The sequence below is a fragment of the Actinomadura sp. 6N118 genome (genome assembly GCF_044326415.1).
Lineage (GTDB): Bacteria > Actinomycetota > Actinomycetes > Streptosporangiales > Streptosporangiaceae > Spirillospora.
In genome coordinates this window covers 662,900-677,837 of sequence record NZ_JBIRAZ010000002.1, presented here as the reverse complement: position 1 = coordinate 677,837, position 14,938 = coordinate 662,900, and the positions used below count along the sequence as shown (strand labels likewise).

Below are 14,938 nucleotides of genomic sequence, written 5' to 3'. Positions count from 1 at the left end.
GGCGCAGCCGCGACCATGAGCGGGTCATGCGCCGTCCTCCCCGAGGAGGCCGGCGGCGACCCGTTCCATCCCGGCGACGCGAGAGCCCTTCACCAGTACGACGTCCTGCGGCCGGAGCCGCTCCCTGAGCGCGGTCAGCGCCGCGCCGACGTCATCCACCTGTACGCACTCTCCCGTCCATGACCCCACTTGCCCGGCCCCATCGGCCATCGGCGCGGCGGCCGCGCCCACGACGATGAGGCCGGCCAAACCGCTGCGCGCGACATGCTGCCCGATCTTGGCATGTTCTGCCACAGAGGAGGCGCCCAGCTCCGCCATCTCGCCCAATACCGCGAACGCGCGCCGCCCCCGCGCCATGTGGCCGAGCGTGTCGAGCGCCGCGCGCATCGACTCCGGGTTGGCGTTGTAGGCGTCGTTGACGACCGTGACGCCGCTGGGGCTCTCGGTGACCTCCATGCGCCAGCGGCTGGCCGGCTCTGCGGCCGAGAGCGCGTCGGCGATGGCGTGCAGCTCCATCCCGGCCTCCCGGGCCACCGCGGCGGCGGCCAGCGCGTTGGCGACCGCGTGAGCGCCGTGCAGGCGCAAGGCCACCGGCAGCGAACCCTCGGGCGTGACCAGGGTGAAGCGGGCCCGGCCGGCGTCGTCCAGCCACTCGTCCGCGGCCCGGACGGTCGCGTCCGGCCCCCTGCCGAACAGCACGATCTCGGCCGGGGTGCGGGCGGCCATGGCCCGCACGAGCGGGTCGTCGGCGTTGAGCACCGCCGTGCCCCCCGCGGGCACGGCCTCGACCAGCTCGCCCTTGGCGCGCGCCACCATCTCCTGGCTGCCGAACTCGCCGATGTGCGCGGTGCCCACGTTCAGCACCACGCCGATGCGGGGCCGGGCGACGCGGGCGAGGTAGGCGATGTGGCCGACGCCGCGGGCCCCCATCTCCAGCACCAGATGCCGGGTGCCCTCGTCGGCGCGGAGCGCGGTGAGCGGCAGCCCGATCTCGTTGTTGAACGAGCCGACCGGCGCGATCGTCTCACCGGAATGGCGCACGACCTGCGCGATCAGGTCCTTGGTGGAGGTCTTGCCCGCCGAGCCGGTGACACCGATGACGGTGGTGTCCGGCAGGCGGGCCAGCACCCCCCTGGCGAGCAGGCCCAGGGCCTTCTGCACGTCGTCGACGATGACGGCCGGCCCGCCGGGCTCGCCCGGCCCGCCGAACGGGCGCTGAGCCAGCACCCCGGCGGCGCCCGCGGCCAGCGCCGCGGCGGCGAAGTCGTGCCCGTCCACGCGTTCACCCTTGAACGCGGCGAACAGCGCACCGGGCTCCACCGCGCGCGAGTCGATGACGACGGGACCGCCGACAACGGTCTCGGGCCGCTCCGTGTGGAGAACCCCCCCGGTCAGCTCCGCGATCGTCGACAGCGGAAGCGGAATCACGCCTGCGTCCCGTCCCCTCTCAGATTCTTCCGGCCGCGCAGGGCCTCCCGGACGACCTCGCGGTCGTCGAACGGGAAGACCTCACCGGCCACGTACTGCCCCTGCTCATGGCCCTTGCCCGCGACGACCACCACGTCGCCGCGGCGGGCCCGGCCGATCGCCAGCCGGATGGCGGCCTCCCGGTCGGGCTCCATGACCAGGTGCGCGCGCTGGGGCTGCGGCACCCTGAGCCCGCCCTCGACCATAGCGGCGAGGATGGCCAGCGGATCCTCGGATCGGGGGTTGTCGTCGGTGAAATAGGCCATGTCGGCCAGCCGGGCCGCGGCCTCGCCCATCAGTGGCCGTTTGCCGCGGTCACGGTCGCCGCCGCAGCCGAGCACGATGATCAGGCGGCCCTCGGTCACCGGGCGCAGCGAGGTCAGCACCGCCTCGACGGCACCGGGTTTGTGGGAGTAGTCGACGAGGGCCACGAACTCCTGTCCCTCGTCGACCCGTTCCAGGCGGCCCGGCACGCCCGGGAGCGAGCCGACTCCGGCCACCGCCGTCTGCAGCGGGATGCCGGCCTCCACCAGGGCCACGATCGCGGCGAGCGCGTTGGCCACGTTGAACGGCCCGGCGAGCTGGACGGTCGCGTCGGCCTCGATGCCGCCCGGGCCCACGACCCGGAAGACGCTGCCGTCGGCGCCCAGGCGGACGTCGTCGGCCCGCCAGTCGGCGGCCGGGTCGCCGGTGGCCGAGAACGTGGTGATGGGCACGGCGGCCACGTCGACCAGCCGGCGTCCGTAGTGGTCGTCGAAGTTGACCACGCCGACGCGGCTGTAGGCCGGGGTGAACAGCCTCGCCTTGGCGGCGAAGTAGTCCTCCATCGTCGGGTGGTAGTCCAGGTGGTCCTGGGAGAGATTCGTGAAGATCGCCACCTCGTAGGCGGCGCCGCCGACCCGGCCCTGCTCCAGGGCGTGGCTGGAGACCTCCATGGCGGCGGCCCCGACGCCCCGCTCGCGCATCATCGCGAACAGCGCGTGCAGGTCGGTCGCCTCGGGGGTGGTCAGCGCGCTGGGCACCCTGCGGTCGCCGATCCGCATCTCCACGGTCCCGACCACACCGGTCTCCACTCCGGCCGCGCGCAGTCCGGCCTCGAGGAGGTAGACGGTCGTGGTCTTGCCGCTGGTTCCCGTCACCCCGATGAGCGTCAGGTCCTGGACGGGCTCGCCGTACACCCACGCGGCTGCGTCGCCGAGCCGCGCCCGTACCCCGTCCACCACGAGCACCGGCAGGCCCGTCCGGGCGGCGCGGTCACGTCCGGCGGCATCGGTGAGGATCGCGGCGGCGCCCGCCTCGGCCGCCTGGGCGGCGAACTCCGCGCCGTGCATCCGGGCGCCGGGCAGCGCCACGTACAGGTCCCCGCGCAGCACCGCCCGCGAGTCGTGCGTGATGCCGGTCACCACGGTCGTGGCCGGATCCGCCGTCCGGTCCGTCAGCAGGTCCACGACCGTCTCGGCGCCCAGCAGCACGGCCAGCCCGGACAGCGGACGGGCTGGGTTGGTCGTCGGGCGCATGGCGTGTCTTTCGGTACGTGGGCTCTGGGTGGGCGGTGGGAGTGAAGACGGCATCTGGGTGGGCGGTGCTGGACTCACGGCGAGAGAGCGTACTCGCTGCGGTCAGTCGCGGGCGTAGATCTTGATGCTCGGCGCTTTGCTCCCCGTAGGCGGAATCTTGCGAGTCTGCAGGGCGAAACTCATCACGTCCTTGAAGACGGGGGCCGCGACATCGCCACCATAGTGGCTCCCCCGCTTCGGAGCCTGCAGGACGACCTGGACGACCAGCTGCGGGTCGTCGGCAGGGGCGAACCCGGCGAAGGACGCGGTGTAGCCGCCCCCTGTGTAGCAGCCGCAGTTCGGGTTGACGATCTCGGCGGTGCCGGTCTTGCCCGCGACCCGGTAGCCGTTGACCTTGGCCTTGGGGGCGGTGCCGTCGGCGGTCGTGACGCCCTCCAGCATGTCCCTGATCTGACGGGCGGTCTCCGCGCTGATCACCCGCCTCTGCTGGGGCGGCGGCGCGGCGGTGAAGGACTTGTCCTCGCCGAGGGTGCCCGCGATCAGCTGCGGCGCGACCCGTACGCCGCCGTTGGCGAGGGTGGCGTAGACGCTGGCCATCTGCAGGGCGTTGCCCGAGACGGTCTGCCCGAACGCGATCGGGTAGCGGTCGGTGCCGGACCACTTGTGCGGCGGGCTGAGCTGGCCTGCGGTCTCGGCGGGCAGCCCGATGCGGGTCGGCTCGCCGAGACCGAACGCGCGCAGGTAGCGGTAGAGCGTGTCCTGCGTGATGCGCTCGCTGGCCAGGATGGTGCCGACGTTGCTCGACTTGGCGAGCACGCCCGCGAAGGTCAGCCGCTCGGTCGCGTGCCTGCTGGAGTCGTGGAAGACGCGGTCCGACCGGCGGATCGAGTAGGGCACCTCGAACTCGGTGTCGGGCCGTATCCCGCCCTGCTCCATCGCCGCCGCGGCCGTGATGACCTTGTTGGTGCTGCCGGGCTCGAACGCCTCCTGCACGATCGGGTTGCCCCATGTCGACGGCGGCGACTTCGTGTAGTTGTTGGGGTCGAAGCCCGGGGACGAGGCCATCGCGAGGATCTGGCCGGTGCGCGGATCCATCACGATCACACTGCCGCTGCGCGCCTGGGTGGCCCTCACCTGGGCCTCGATCTCCTGCTGCGCCTTGTCCTGGAGGTCGCGCAGCAACGTCAGGCGCAGACCCCGCCCGGGCACGGAGGGCCGCTTCTGGTCCTCTCCCATCGGGATGTGCTGGCCGTCCGGGCTGATCTCGATCTTCTGCGCCCCGTTGCGCCCGGCGAGCTGCTTGTTCATGGCCGACTCGAGGCCGGCGGCGCCGTCGCCCGCGCGGTTGACGAACCCGACGACGTCGGCGGCCAGCGTGTCGTTGGGATAGTCGCGGCGGTATTCGGGCAGCGTGCCGATGCCGAGGAACTTCAGCGCCGTCACCAGCCGCGCCTTGTCCGGGGGGACGCCGTGGGCCAGGTATTCGAACCGGCTCTTGGGCTTGCTGATGACCCTCATCACATCGGCCGGCGGCAGCCCGAGAATGGGTGAGATCGCGGCGACGATCGCCTGCCGCTTCTCCGGCTTGATGACGTACGGGTCGGCGAAGATCGCGCGCGCCTCCACCGTCATCGCGAGGGGATTGCCCTGCGCGTCGGTGATGTCGCCGCGGATGGCGGGCAGGACGATGTCCTGGAGCCGCTGCTTCATGGCGAGCTCGGTGTATTTGCCCGACTCGATCGTCTGCAGCTGGACGAGACGCCCGGCGAACAGCGACAACACGAACGCGACCACGAGGAGCCCCACGTTCAGGCGCTTGATCGGGTCACGGCGGTGGAAGGGGACGCGTGGCCGCTGCGGGGGCCCGGCTGACCTGCGCTGTGGCCGGCGCTGTGGCGGCCGCCTGCCGCCCGAGCCCGACCCCGCCGAGCGGGTGCGGCGGCCGGCGGCCGGCCTGGTGCCACCCTTGCCCTCCGCGGCCTTCCGCGCGGACCTGCCGGTCTTTGCAGGGGTCTTCGCCTTGCCTTCGGGCTGCTTGCCCGTGCCGTCCTTGCGCTGCGGCGGAACGGTGCCGCCCCGGCCCGTCCGCCGGGAGGAGCCACGGTCCTTGCCGGACCGGGGCGGGGTGGACGGGCGCGGGGGGTTACCGGTTTGACGCCCGGACGCGCGCGCCGCGCCCGGGCCGCTCTTTTCGTCACGGCCCGGGGCGCCCGTGGGGCCGCGCCCTTGGGGGCCGCGCCCACGGCCCGGGGGCGGCCCTGCCGCCCCGCGTCCCGGCCGTGTCATCCTGCGCTCCGCTCGTACCGTCCGATCACGGCGTACCGGCCCCCGTGCGGGGTGCCTGCTGCGTGGTGCCCGGAGTCGTGGTGCCCGGTGTCGTGCTGCCCGGTGTCGTGCTGCCCGGTGAGGTGGACCGGCCGCCGGGTGCGGTCGGCACGCCCTGGCCGGGGACCACGACGGCGGGCACGCCGACGGCTCCGGCCGCCGCCGCGGCCGCCGCGGCGGCGCCCGGCAGCGGCCGGACGGCGCCGCCGACCTCGGTCACCTGGCCGGTCATCGGATCGATGTAGCTCGACCGATCCGGCAGCTCCATCCCGAGGGCCTCGGCCTTCTGCCGCAGCCGTTCGGGCGACTCCTCGCGCGCGATCTCCCGTTCGAGCGCCTGGCGCTGCTGGTCGAGCAGCTTGTTGTTGCTCTGCAGCTCGGTCAGGCGGAACGAGTCTTCGGCGAGCACGGTGTTGAGCAGCAGGAGACTGACCAGCGCGCCGCCCATCAGCCCGACGATGAGCAGTACGAACGGCGTGCGCGGCGGGGCCACCTGGCGGGCCGCCGCCGGACGAGCTTTGGGCACGGTCTTCGACGCGGCCTTCGGCGCGGTCTTCGGCGCGGTCTTCGACGCAGGTTTGGACGCGGGCTTGGACGCGGGCTTGACCGCCGTCTTGGCCCCGGTCTTCGCGTCCTCGCCCGGCTCGGGCGGGGGCGCCGCGCCGGGCTTGCGCTTGCCGGTCCGGGACCTGGTCGTGCCGCCGGCGCCCGGCCCGCGTGTGCTCGTCGTGGTCATGTCGCCTCCCGGACCCGTTCCGCGGCGCGCATGCGCACCGACCCGGCCCGTGGGTTGGTCGTGGTCTCCTCGTCGGACGGCAGCTCGGCGCCGCGCGTCAGCAGCCGGAAGCGCGGCTGGTGCGCGGGCAGCGGCACCGGCAGGTCCGGTGGGGTCGTGTCGGCGGCCTGCGCGGCGAGGATCTGCTTGGTGATGCGGTCCTCGAGCGAGTGGTAGCTGAGCACGACGATCCGGCCGCCGACCGGCAGGGCGCCGAGTGCGGCCGGCAGGGCCCGCCGCCAGGTGTCGAGCTCCCCGTTCACCTCGATGCGCAGCGCCTGGAAGGTGCGCTTGGCCGGGTTGCCGCCGGTGCGGCGGGTCGCGGCCGGGATGGACGTGCGCACCAGGTCGGCGAGCCGGCGGGTCGAGTCGAGGGGCGCCTTCTCACGCTCGCGCACGATGGCGGCGGCGATGCGCTGGGCGAACCGTTCCTCTCCGTACTCGCGCAGGATGCGGGCGAGCTCCGCCGGCGGGTAGCCGTTGACCACCTCGGCCGCCGTGAGGCTCTGCGTGCGGTCCATCCGCATGTCGAGCGGGGCGTCATAGGAATAGGCGAAGCCGCGGTCGGCCTCGTCCAGTTGCGGGGACGAGACCCCGAGGTCGAACAGGACGGCGTCCACCACGGGCACGCCCAGCCGGTCGAGGACCTCCGGCAGCTCGTCGTAGACGGCGTGCTCCAGGGTCACCCGGTCACCGAATCGTTCCAGGCGCTTGGCCGAACGCTCCAGCGCGGTGGTGTCGCGGTCGAGGCCGATGAGGCGGAGCTCGGGGTGGGCCGAAAGCATGGCCTCGGCGTGGCCCCCCATGCCGAGGGTGCCGTCGACGTAGACGGGCGCCCTGCCGCTGACCTGCAACGCGGGCGCGAGAAGCTCCAGAACGCGGTCGAGCATGACCGGTACGTGACCGGCGTCGGCTGCGTGGTCCCCCACGTCCATGCTTCACCCCCTTGTGCTGCCACCTCGCTCGCGGACTGTGTGGCATCGCCGGCCTCACGTCGCCCGCCGCCCCCTTGTGCGCGCCTGTCGCGGCGTGCTCTCTGGGCGGGCTGTCGCGTGTCCCCCGGCGGCCTCGCCCGGCCAGGTCCCCATCCGCTGCCCTGAGGAAGTTTCACCGCGTGTCCGCGGGGGGTCGCCGTCTGGCACCGGGGAAGCTGCGCCAGCTGACTGGAGAGCGGCTGGAGACCTGGCCGAACGTGGGCCAGGCCGGTCATCGGACCGACGAGTCGAATGTCAGAGCACCCCGGGCAACACCTCCCCCGAGATCTCGGAGAAGGCTTGCTCCTCCTGCTCCAGGTAGGACTCCCAGGCCTGGCTGTCCCAGATCTCCAGCCGTGTGTTGGCCCCGATGACGGTGCAGTCGCGCGTCAGTCCCGCGTACGTGCGCAATGGCGGCGGGATGGTGATGCGGCCCTGCTTGTCCGGGATCTCGTCGGAGGCGCTGGCGAAGAAGACGCGGCTGTAGGCGCGTACGGCCTTCTCGGTGACCGGTGCGGCACGCAAGGCCTCGGTGATGCGCTGGAACTCCGCCATGGGGAAGACGTACAGGCAGCGTTCCTGGCCCTTCGTGATCACCAATCCCCCCGACAGCTCCTCGCGGTATTTCGCCGGCAGGAACAGCCGTCCCTTGTCGTCGAGGCGCGGTGAATGGGTGCCGAGGAACATCGGCCCCACCTCCCGCGCCGAGTAGGGCGCTACTGCCCCCCACGGCGCCCCACTCTACTCCACTCTGCCCCACCGTCAACTAAGTAAACACCCCTCGCACGCCCGGATCTCGCGCAAAGGCGCAGGTCAGTGAGGGTGGTGCAGAGTGGGGGGCCTGGGGGGCACGCTCGCGTGGCGGAGGCCGCGGCCGCCCGTGAAAGCGCTCCCACGCCCGCCACGATGACGCTTGCAGGAGCGGGGTGGAGCGAATTGGAGTGGCCTATGAGGCTCCGACAGAGATCCAGGTGGAGCACAATGGGCACACACGTTCCACATGAACACCAGGGTTGGGCGTGCGAGTGAGAAGAACATCTGGGCGGGCGGTGGGAATGAGAGAACATCGCGGCGAACGGCTTGACGACGTACTGTCGTTCACGTACGGCCGTTCGGCTGAGGAGGGTTGTTGGTGGCAGTAGGCACGCACGGCGAGTCGTACATAGAGACAGACCCCCCGGGCTCGTCCGGCCGGCAACCGCCGGGTGGCCCCGGACACGGACTCGACGGGCTGGCGCAGGTCGCCACCAAGATCCGGGATGCGATCGAGTCGGTCATCGAGGGCAAGCCTGGAGTGGTGCGTCTGGCGCTGACGGTGCTGCTGGCGGAGGGGCACCTGCTGATCGAGGACGTGCCGGGCGTCGGCAAGACGATGCTCGCGAAGGCGCTGGCGCGGTCCATCGACTGCTCGGTGCGGCGCGTGCAGTTCACGCCCGACCTGTTGCCCAGCGACATCACGGGGGTCAGCGCTTACAACCAGGAGCGGCGGGAGTTCGAGTTCAAACCGGGTCCGGTCTTCGCACACATCGTGGTCGGCGACGAGATCAACCGTGCCTCCCCCAAGACCCAGTCCGCATTGCTGGAATGCATGGAGGAGCACCAGGTCACGGTCGACGGCACCACCTACTCCCTTGAGCGGCCGTTCATGGTGATCGCCACGCAGAACCCGGTGGAGATGGAGGGCACCTACCCGCTTCCGGAAGCACAGCGCGACCGCTTCACCGCCCGCATCTCGATGGGTTACCCCGATCCGATGGCGGAGCTGGAGATGCTGGACGTGCACGGGCAGAGCGCGCCGCTGGAGCGGCTGTCTCCGGTCGCGCACGCCACCGACGTCCGGGAGATCATCAACGTGGTGCGGCACCAGCACGTCGCACCGGCGGTCAAGCAGTACGCGATCGAGCTGGTCAGCGCCACGCGCAAGCACCCCGAGCTGCGGCTGGGCGCCTCACCGCGGGCCACCCTGCATCTCGTACGGGCAGCACGGGCGTACGCGGCGCTCGACGACCGCGACTACGTGCTGCCCGACGACATCCAGGACCTCGCCGTCCCGGTCCTCGCCCACCGGTTGCTTCCGACCGCGGAGGCCCAGGTGGAGCGGCGCCGTCCCGAGCAGGTGGTGACAGAGCTGGTCAACCGTCTGCCGGTGCCGTCCCCCCGCAAGTGACCTACCGCCATGAACCGGGAAGTGAACGTTGAGAAGAGCGCTGGCCGGACTGACCACCCGAGGGCGATCCTTCGTGGCCGCGGGGGCCACCGCCATCGTGTGCGCGTTCGTCCTGGGTGAGCGCGACCTGCTGCGCGCCGGGGTGCTCGTCCTGGCCCTGCCGCTGTTGTGCACGCTGGCGGTGTCACGGACCCGCTACCGGCTGGCGTGCGCGCGCCGGCTCGACCCGTCCCGGTTGCCCGTCGGCCACGAGGCCAAGGTCGACCTGCGGATGGAGAACGTGTCGCGCCTGCCCAGCGGGCTGCTGCTGGTGGAGGACCAGGTCCCCTACACGCTCGGCGGGCGGGCCCGGTTCGTGCTCGACCGGATCGAGCCGCACGGCGCGCGGGAGCTGACGTACCGGATCCGCTCCGACGTGCGCGGCCGTTACCGGGTCGGGCCGCTGATCGTGCGGCTGGCCGACCCGTTCGGCATGGTGGAGCTGGTCCGCTCGTTCAGCCTGGCGGACACGCTGACGGTCACCCCGACGATCGTGCCGCTCCCGCCGGGGCGGCTGACGGGCGCCTGGACCGGCGGTGGCGACAGCCTGGCCCGCACGGTCTCCAGCGCGGGCGAGGACGACGTGGCGCCGCGCGAATACCGGCACGGCGACGACCTGCGGCGGGTGCACTGGCGGTCCACCGCGCGGCGCGGCGAGCTCATGGTGCGGCGCGAGGAGCAGCACTGGCAGAGCAGCGGCGCGCTCTTCCTCGACACCCGGCGGATCGCGCACCGCGGCGACGGGCCCGGCGCCTCGTTCGAGCAGGCGGTGTCGGTCACCGCGTCGGTGGGCGTGCATCTCGGCCGGGCCGGAATGGGCCTGCGGTTCGTGACCGACGGCGGCGAGGCGCTGCCGCATTCGGTGTCGTTCGAGGGCGTCTTCGAGGGGACGCTTCTGGACGCGCTGGCCGTCGTGCGGCCGTCCGACGGCCGTTCGCTGACGTCCGGCCTGGCCGCCCTGCGTGGCACGAGGAGCCACGGCCGCGAGGGCGACGGGCTGATCGTCGCGGTCTTCGGCGCGCTGGACGCCGAGGAGGCCCGCACCGTCGCGGCCGTCCGGCGCGGCACCGCCACCTGCGTCGCCATCCTGGTCGACGACTCCACGGACACCGAGACCACGGGCAGGAACACCGCAGGCAGGCCGGCGGCACGGCTGCTGCGCGCGGCGGGCTGGCGGGTCGTGACCGTAAGGTCCGCGACCGACCTTGCCGGCGCCTGGGCGCTGGCTGACCAGGCCAGCGAGGATCTCGCCAGGAACGGCGGGGCGGGGTTGAAGGGCGGGGGCTCTTGAGGATCAAGATGACGGTCATGGCGGCGCTGGCCACGCTGGCCAGCTCCGTGGGGCTCTATCCGCTGTTCGCCAGCGGCACGTGGTTCTGGTCCGGGCTGGGCGCGGTCATCGTTGTCTCAGGCGCGGGACTGCTGATGAGGCGCCTGCGCGCGCCGTCGCTGCTCGGCGCGCTCGGCGGGCTCGGCGCGCTGCACCTCTACCTGAACGCGCGGTTCGCGTCCGGGCAGGCGTTGCTGGGCTTCGTCCCCACGCCCGAGTCGCTCCGGCGGCTCGGCGAGCTCATGGGCGACGGCTGGAACGCCGCCAACCAGTACGCGGCCCCCGTCCCCCTCGTTCCGGGGATCGAACTGCTGGCGGCCACGGGCATCGGCCTCGTCGCCGTCGTGGTCGACCTCCTCGCGGTCCGGCTGCGCCGGTCCGCACCCGCCGGGCTCCCGCTCCTCGCGATGTACAGCGTGCCCGCCGCGGTACGCGAGGACAGCGTCAGCTGGCTCGCGTTCGGCCTCGGCGCCCTCGGCTTCCTGATGTTGCTGATGGCCGACGCGCGCGAGCAGGTCGGCGGCTGGGGCCGCGCGGTCTTCACCCGCCGCTGGTCCGAGAGCACGGCCGAACCGCCGGTCGAACGCCCCGACTCCAGCGGCATGGCCGCCAGCGGCCGCCGCATCGGCGTCGCCGCCGTGGCGGTCGCCGTCCTGGTCCCGACGTTCATCCCCGGCATCCACCCGCGCGGCCTGTTCGGCATGGGCGGCAGCGGGGGCAGCGGCTCCCAGACCGTCACGACGGTCGAGCCGCTCGCGCAGCTCAAGCGCGATCTGAACGGCCCGAACAGCGACGCGCTGATCCTCACCTACCGGACCGACGACACCGAACGGCCCGACTATCTGCGGATGTACGCGCTCGACAAGTTCGAGGGCGACCGGTGGACCTACACCGCGCTGCCGAGTTCCTCCCGGGACCGGGTGTCCGACCGTGATCTCCCCGCCCCGCCCGGCCTGTCGACCGCCCGGTCCCGCAAGGTCAACACCCAGATCAGGGTCCGGCGCGCGGTGAAGAAGGTCGACTTCCTCCCCGCGCCCTACGCGCCGCAGCGGGTCTCGATCAAGGGTGACTGGCGGGCCCATCCGGAGTCGCTGATGATCTACTCGCTGCGCGACTCCGCGAGCGGCCGCTCGTATGGCGTCTCCAGCCTGCGAACCCAGCCGACCTCAGCCCAGCTCGCGCAGAGCGGCAGGTATCCGTCGAACATCGTGACTCCCTACACCAAGCTGCCCAACTCCATTCCGCTGCGGGTCCGGAAGCTCGCAGAGGACGTGACCCAGGGCGCGCCCACGGCCTACGAGCAGGCCGTGCGCCTGCAGCAGTGGTTCACTGAGACCGGCGGCTTCACCTATGACCTCAACCCGCCGCCGCCCAAGTCCGCCAACGACCTGGCGGACTTCCTGCTGACCAGCAAGCGCGGCTACTGCGAGCAGTTCGCCGCCTCGATGGCCGTGATGGCCCGCATCCTGAACATCCCGGCCCGCGTGGCCATCGGCTACACCGCGGGCACCCAGGTCGGCGAGGGCGAGTGGGAGGTCCGCTCCAAGGACGCCCACGCCTGGCCCGAGCTCTACTTCGAGGGCGCCGGCTGGGTGCGCTTCGAGCCGACCCCGGCGGGCGCCGGCGGCCAGGGCACCGCCGCCACCCCGTCCTACACCCAGCAGCTGGCCGAGCAGCCCACCCAGCAGCCCACCGATGCCCCCGATCCGGAGGCCTCCTCCCCGACCACACAGGGCCCCAACCCCACCACGGGGCCCAACAGCCGCCCCGAGGACGGCGGCGCCGATGTGGGCGCCGAAGAGGAGCAGTCGAGCGGGTTCCCGATCCCCGTCAGCTGGCTGGCCGGGGGCCTTCTGGTGATCTTGCTGCTGGCGGCCCCCATGGTCGTCCGCCTGATGACCCGGCGCCGCCGCTGGTCCGCCGTGACCGCCGCGCCCCTCCCCTCCACGACCGGCCCGCCGTCGGGCGCCGCCGCCCACGCGGCCTGGCGCGAGGTGCACGCCGACGCCCTGGACCACGGCCTTAGCTGGCGCCAGAGCGACAGCCCCCGCGCCGCCGCCCGCCGCCTGGGCGAACTCCTGGAGCTCGACCCACCAGCTTCTCAGGCCCTGAGCCGTATCGCCCGGGCCGAGGAAGTGGCCCGCTACGCCCGTTCCCGTCCCCCCGCCGCTGACCTGCGCGCCGACGTACGCACGGTCCGCACCGCCATGTCGGCCGCCGTGGGCCCCCGGGCGCGCCTGCGAGCCCGCTTGCTCCCGCCCTCGACCATGTCCGAGTTCCGCGATGCCGGCACCCGCGTCCTGGAGGCGGCGGGGCGCCTGAACGCAGCCTTCCGCTGGCCCCGCAGCAAATAACCCGGCAAAACCAACTCGCCCGGCGCTGACAAAGCGCCGGGCGAGTGACATGACGGTGATCGGGAAAGACGCTGGGCGGGCAGGAGCAGGCGTTATTGCGCGTGACGGAGCTCGAGTGCGCGTGACGGAGCTCGAGGCCGGCGGCCGCTGGGGTGCGGCCGCCTGATCAGCCTCGAGCGAGGGTTATTCGCCCTCGGTCCTCTTACGCCAGCGCTCTTCCATTCGGTCCATGAAGCCGGACTTGGCGGGGCGGGACTGGGTGTCCCGTTCCGTTTCGGTGCCGACTCCGGTCATCCGCTTCCAGCTGGACAGAGCCCAGACGCAGCAGACCACCATGAGGACGAAGCCGGTCACGCTGATCGCGATGGTGACCGGGCCCGCGTTAACGACCAGGCCCGCCATCAGCGCGCAGACGCCCACCACGAAGCCGAGGGCGGCCTTCACGATCCGGCGCTTGTAGTGCACCTGGGGGTTGGTCGAGCGGACCGCGTGAGCGAACTTCGGATCCTCGGCGTACAACGCCTGCTCGATCTGTTCGAGCATGCGTTGCTCGTGCTCAGAGAGCGGCACGGCGCCTCCCAACGACAGCCCCGCGACGGGGTATCCGATGCAGGACGGGAACCTCAACGGTGATATGCCCAGAATACGAGCCTCGACAAGCGTACGAAAGCAAACGGCCAACCGAGGACCACATGCTGGTCATCTCACCGCCCTCAATCATCGCCTACCGCCACCAGTGTCACCAGCGTCTCCCTGCTCCACAGGACGGACCAGGGCGGCGGGGCGGACCGTTCCGCTTCCGAACCGGTGTGCCGCCTGGTCCATCGCTCGCTCGGCCTCTCGCCAGCCAGTCTCCGGCTCGTCGAGGGCCAACTGGCGGGGGGCCTGGTCAGCGGGGCCAAGGTTCTCCACCCGGACGCCCACCAGTCGGAGTCGTACCCGTTCAAGGCCCGCCGCTTCAAAGAGCTCGCGGGCTGTGATGTAGATCACACGCGCGATATCTGTGGGTTCGCGCAGCGTCCGCGAGCGGGTGATCGTCTTGAAGTCCGCCATGCGTAGTTTGACGCTTACCGTGCGGCCAGAGTTTCCGGAGGCGCGGAGACGTGCTCCGACCTTCTCGGCGAGACGGAGCAGCTCGCGGTTGATGACGGCGGGATCGTCGATGTCCGTGTCGAAGGTCTCCTCGGCCCCGATGCTCTTGTCGGGGTTCTCCGGGACGACCTCGCGCGGGTCCCGGCCCCAGGAGAGCTCGTGCAGGTGACTGCCCAGCGCGTTGCCCAGTTCCCGCTGGAGCGTCGGGAGAGGCACCTGGGCGAGCTGGCCCACCGTCCGGAGCCCCAGACGTAGGAGGCTCTCCTCCGTGCGCTCTCCGACGCCCCAGAGGGCCGCTACGGGCAGGGGATGGAGGAACTCCTGGACCCCGGCGGCCGGGATCACCAGCAGGCCGTCGGGTTTGCAGTGGGTGGAGGCCAGCTTGGCGACGAACTTGGTGCTCGCCACGCCGACTGAACACGTGATGCCCTGCTGGGCACGGACCTCATCACGGATCTGCTGTGCGATCACGGCGGGCCGGCCCAGGCGCCGCAGCGCTCCGGCGACGTCCAGGAACGCCTCGTCCAGGGAGAGGCCTTCGACCAGCGGCGTGATGCTCTGGAAGATCTCGAAGACGGCCGTGGAGACACGGCTGTACTTGGCGTGGTCGGGCGGCAGGATCACCGCCCGGGGGCAGAGGCGCCGGGCGCGGGTGATCGGCATGGCGGAGTGGACGCCGAAGCGGCGGGCCTCGTAGGAGGCCGCCGCGACCACGCCACGGGGACCGGCACCGCCGACGATCACCGGATGGCCGCGGAGCTCCGGGCGGTCGAGCAGCTCGACGCTGACGAAGAACGCGTCCATGTCGACGTGCAGGATCGAGCAACCGGTGTCGTCGGCCGGCGGCCCCGGCTGCGGTCCCGGCCGGTGCAGCTGCTGTTTTCTGCTCATGTGCGGG

General features: G+C 72.2%; 11 protein-coding genes. 3 read left to right on the top strand and 8 right to left on the bottom strand.

Translation table 11 applies throughout. The features are described 5' to 3' along the window. Window positions 1–24: 24 nt before the first annotated feature. From murF to mraZ, 6 genes are all read right to left on the bottom strand, one after another. The gene (gene murF, locus ACH34W_RS06965; RefSeq protein WP_395959864.1) at window positions 25–1,428 is read right to left on the bottom strand and encodes a UDP-N-acetylmuramoyl-tripeptide--D-alanyl-D-alanine ligase; all 1,404 of its coding nucleotides are present in this window, start codon (window positions 1,426–1,428) and stop codon (window positions 25–27) included. Beyond that, window positions 1,425–2,984 (bottom strand): UDP-N-acetylmuramoyl-L-alanyl-D-glutamate--2,6-diaminopimelate ligase, encoded by a 1,560-nt coding sequence (locus ACH34W_RS06960; protein WP_395959863.1) that lies wholly within the window; start codon window positions 2,982–2,984, stop codon window positions 1,425–1,427. The genes murF and ACH34W_RS06960 overlap by 4 nt, the downstream gene beginning before the upstream one ends. 102 nt (window positions 2,985–3,086) lie before the next feature. Continuing rightward, on the bottom strand, window positions 3,087–5,270 hold the full coding sequence (locus ACH34W_RS06955; protein WP_395959862.1) for a peptidoglycan D,D-transpeptidase FtsI family protein: 2,184 nt from the start codon (window positions 5,268–5,270) through the stop codon (window positions 3,087–3,089). Window positions 5,271–5,295: 25 nt separating this feature from the next. Next, a complete protein-coding gene (locus ACH34W_RS06950; protein WP_395959861.1) occupies window positions 5,296–6,045 on the bottom strand; it encodes a hypothetical protein in 750 nt (249 codons plus the stop codon). Then, window positions 6,042–7,019, bottom strand: coding sequence for a 16S rRNA (cytosine(1402)-N(4))-methyltransferase RsmH (gene rsmH / locus ACH34W_RS06945; protein WP_395959860.1), 978 nt, complete (start codon window positions 7,017–7,019; stop codon window positions 6,042–6,044). The genes ACH34W_RS06950 and rsmH overlap by 4 nt, the downstream gene beginning before the upstream one ends. 294 nt (window positions 7,020–7,313) lie before the next feature. After that, a complete protein-coding gene (gene mraZ / locus ACH34W_RS06940; RefSeq protein ID WP_395959859.1) occupies window positions 7,314–7,745 on the bottom strand; it encodes a division/cell wall cluster transcriptional repressor MraZ in 432 nt (143 codons plus the stop codon). A 544-nt stretch (window positions 7,746–8,289) separates the two neighbouring features. On the opposite strand from mraZ, the gene ACH34W_RS06935 reads away from it, so the two are divergent. Genes ACH34W_RS06935 through ACH34W_RS06925 form a run of 3 tightly spaced genes read left to right on the top strand, consistent with a single transcriptional unit; the run spans window position 8,290 to window position 12,948 of the window. Further along, window positions 8,290–9,225: an AAA family ATPase gene (locus ACH34W_RS06935; RefSeq protein WP_395960065.1), complete on the top strand. Its 936-nt coding sequence runs from the start codon at window positions 8,290–8,292 to the stop codon at window positions 9,223–9,225. A gap of 28 nt (window positions 9,226–9,253) precedes the next feature. After that, window positions 9,254–10,555, top strand: coding sequence for a DUF58 domain-containing protein (locus tag ACH34W_RS06930; protein ID WP_395959858.1), 1,302 nt, complete (start codon window positions 9,254–9,256; stop codon window positions 10,553–10,555). Between the two features lie 8 nt (window positions 10,556–10,563). Further along, a complete protein-coding gene (locus ACH34W_RS06925) occupies window positions 10,564–12,948 on the top strand; it encodes a DUF3488 and DUF4129 domain-containing transglutaminase family protein (RefSeq protein WP_395959857.1) in 2,385 nt (794 codons plus the stop codon). Between the two features lie 183 nt (window positions 12,949–13,131). Here ACH34W_RS06925 and ACH34W_RS06920 read toward each other — a convergent pair whose 3' ends face one another. After that, window positions 13,132–13,518 carry a DUF3040 domain-containing protein gene (locus ACH34W_RS06920; protein ID WP_395959856.1) on the bottom strand — a complete coding sequence of 129 codons (387 nt, stop codon included), beginning with the start codon at window positions 13,516–13,518 and terminating at the stop codon, window positions 13,132–13,134. Window positions 13,519–13,665: 147 nt separating this feature from the next. Continuing rightward, a complete protein-coding gene (locus ACH34W_RS06915) occupies window positions 13,666–14,931 on the bottom strand; it encodes a DNA polymerase IV (protein WP_395959855.1) in 1,266 nt (421 codons plus the stop codon). Window positions 14,932–14,938: the final 7 nt, after the last annotated feature.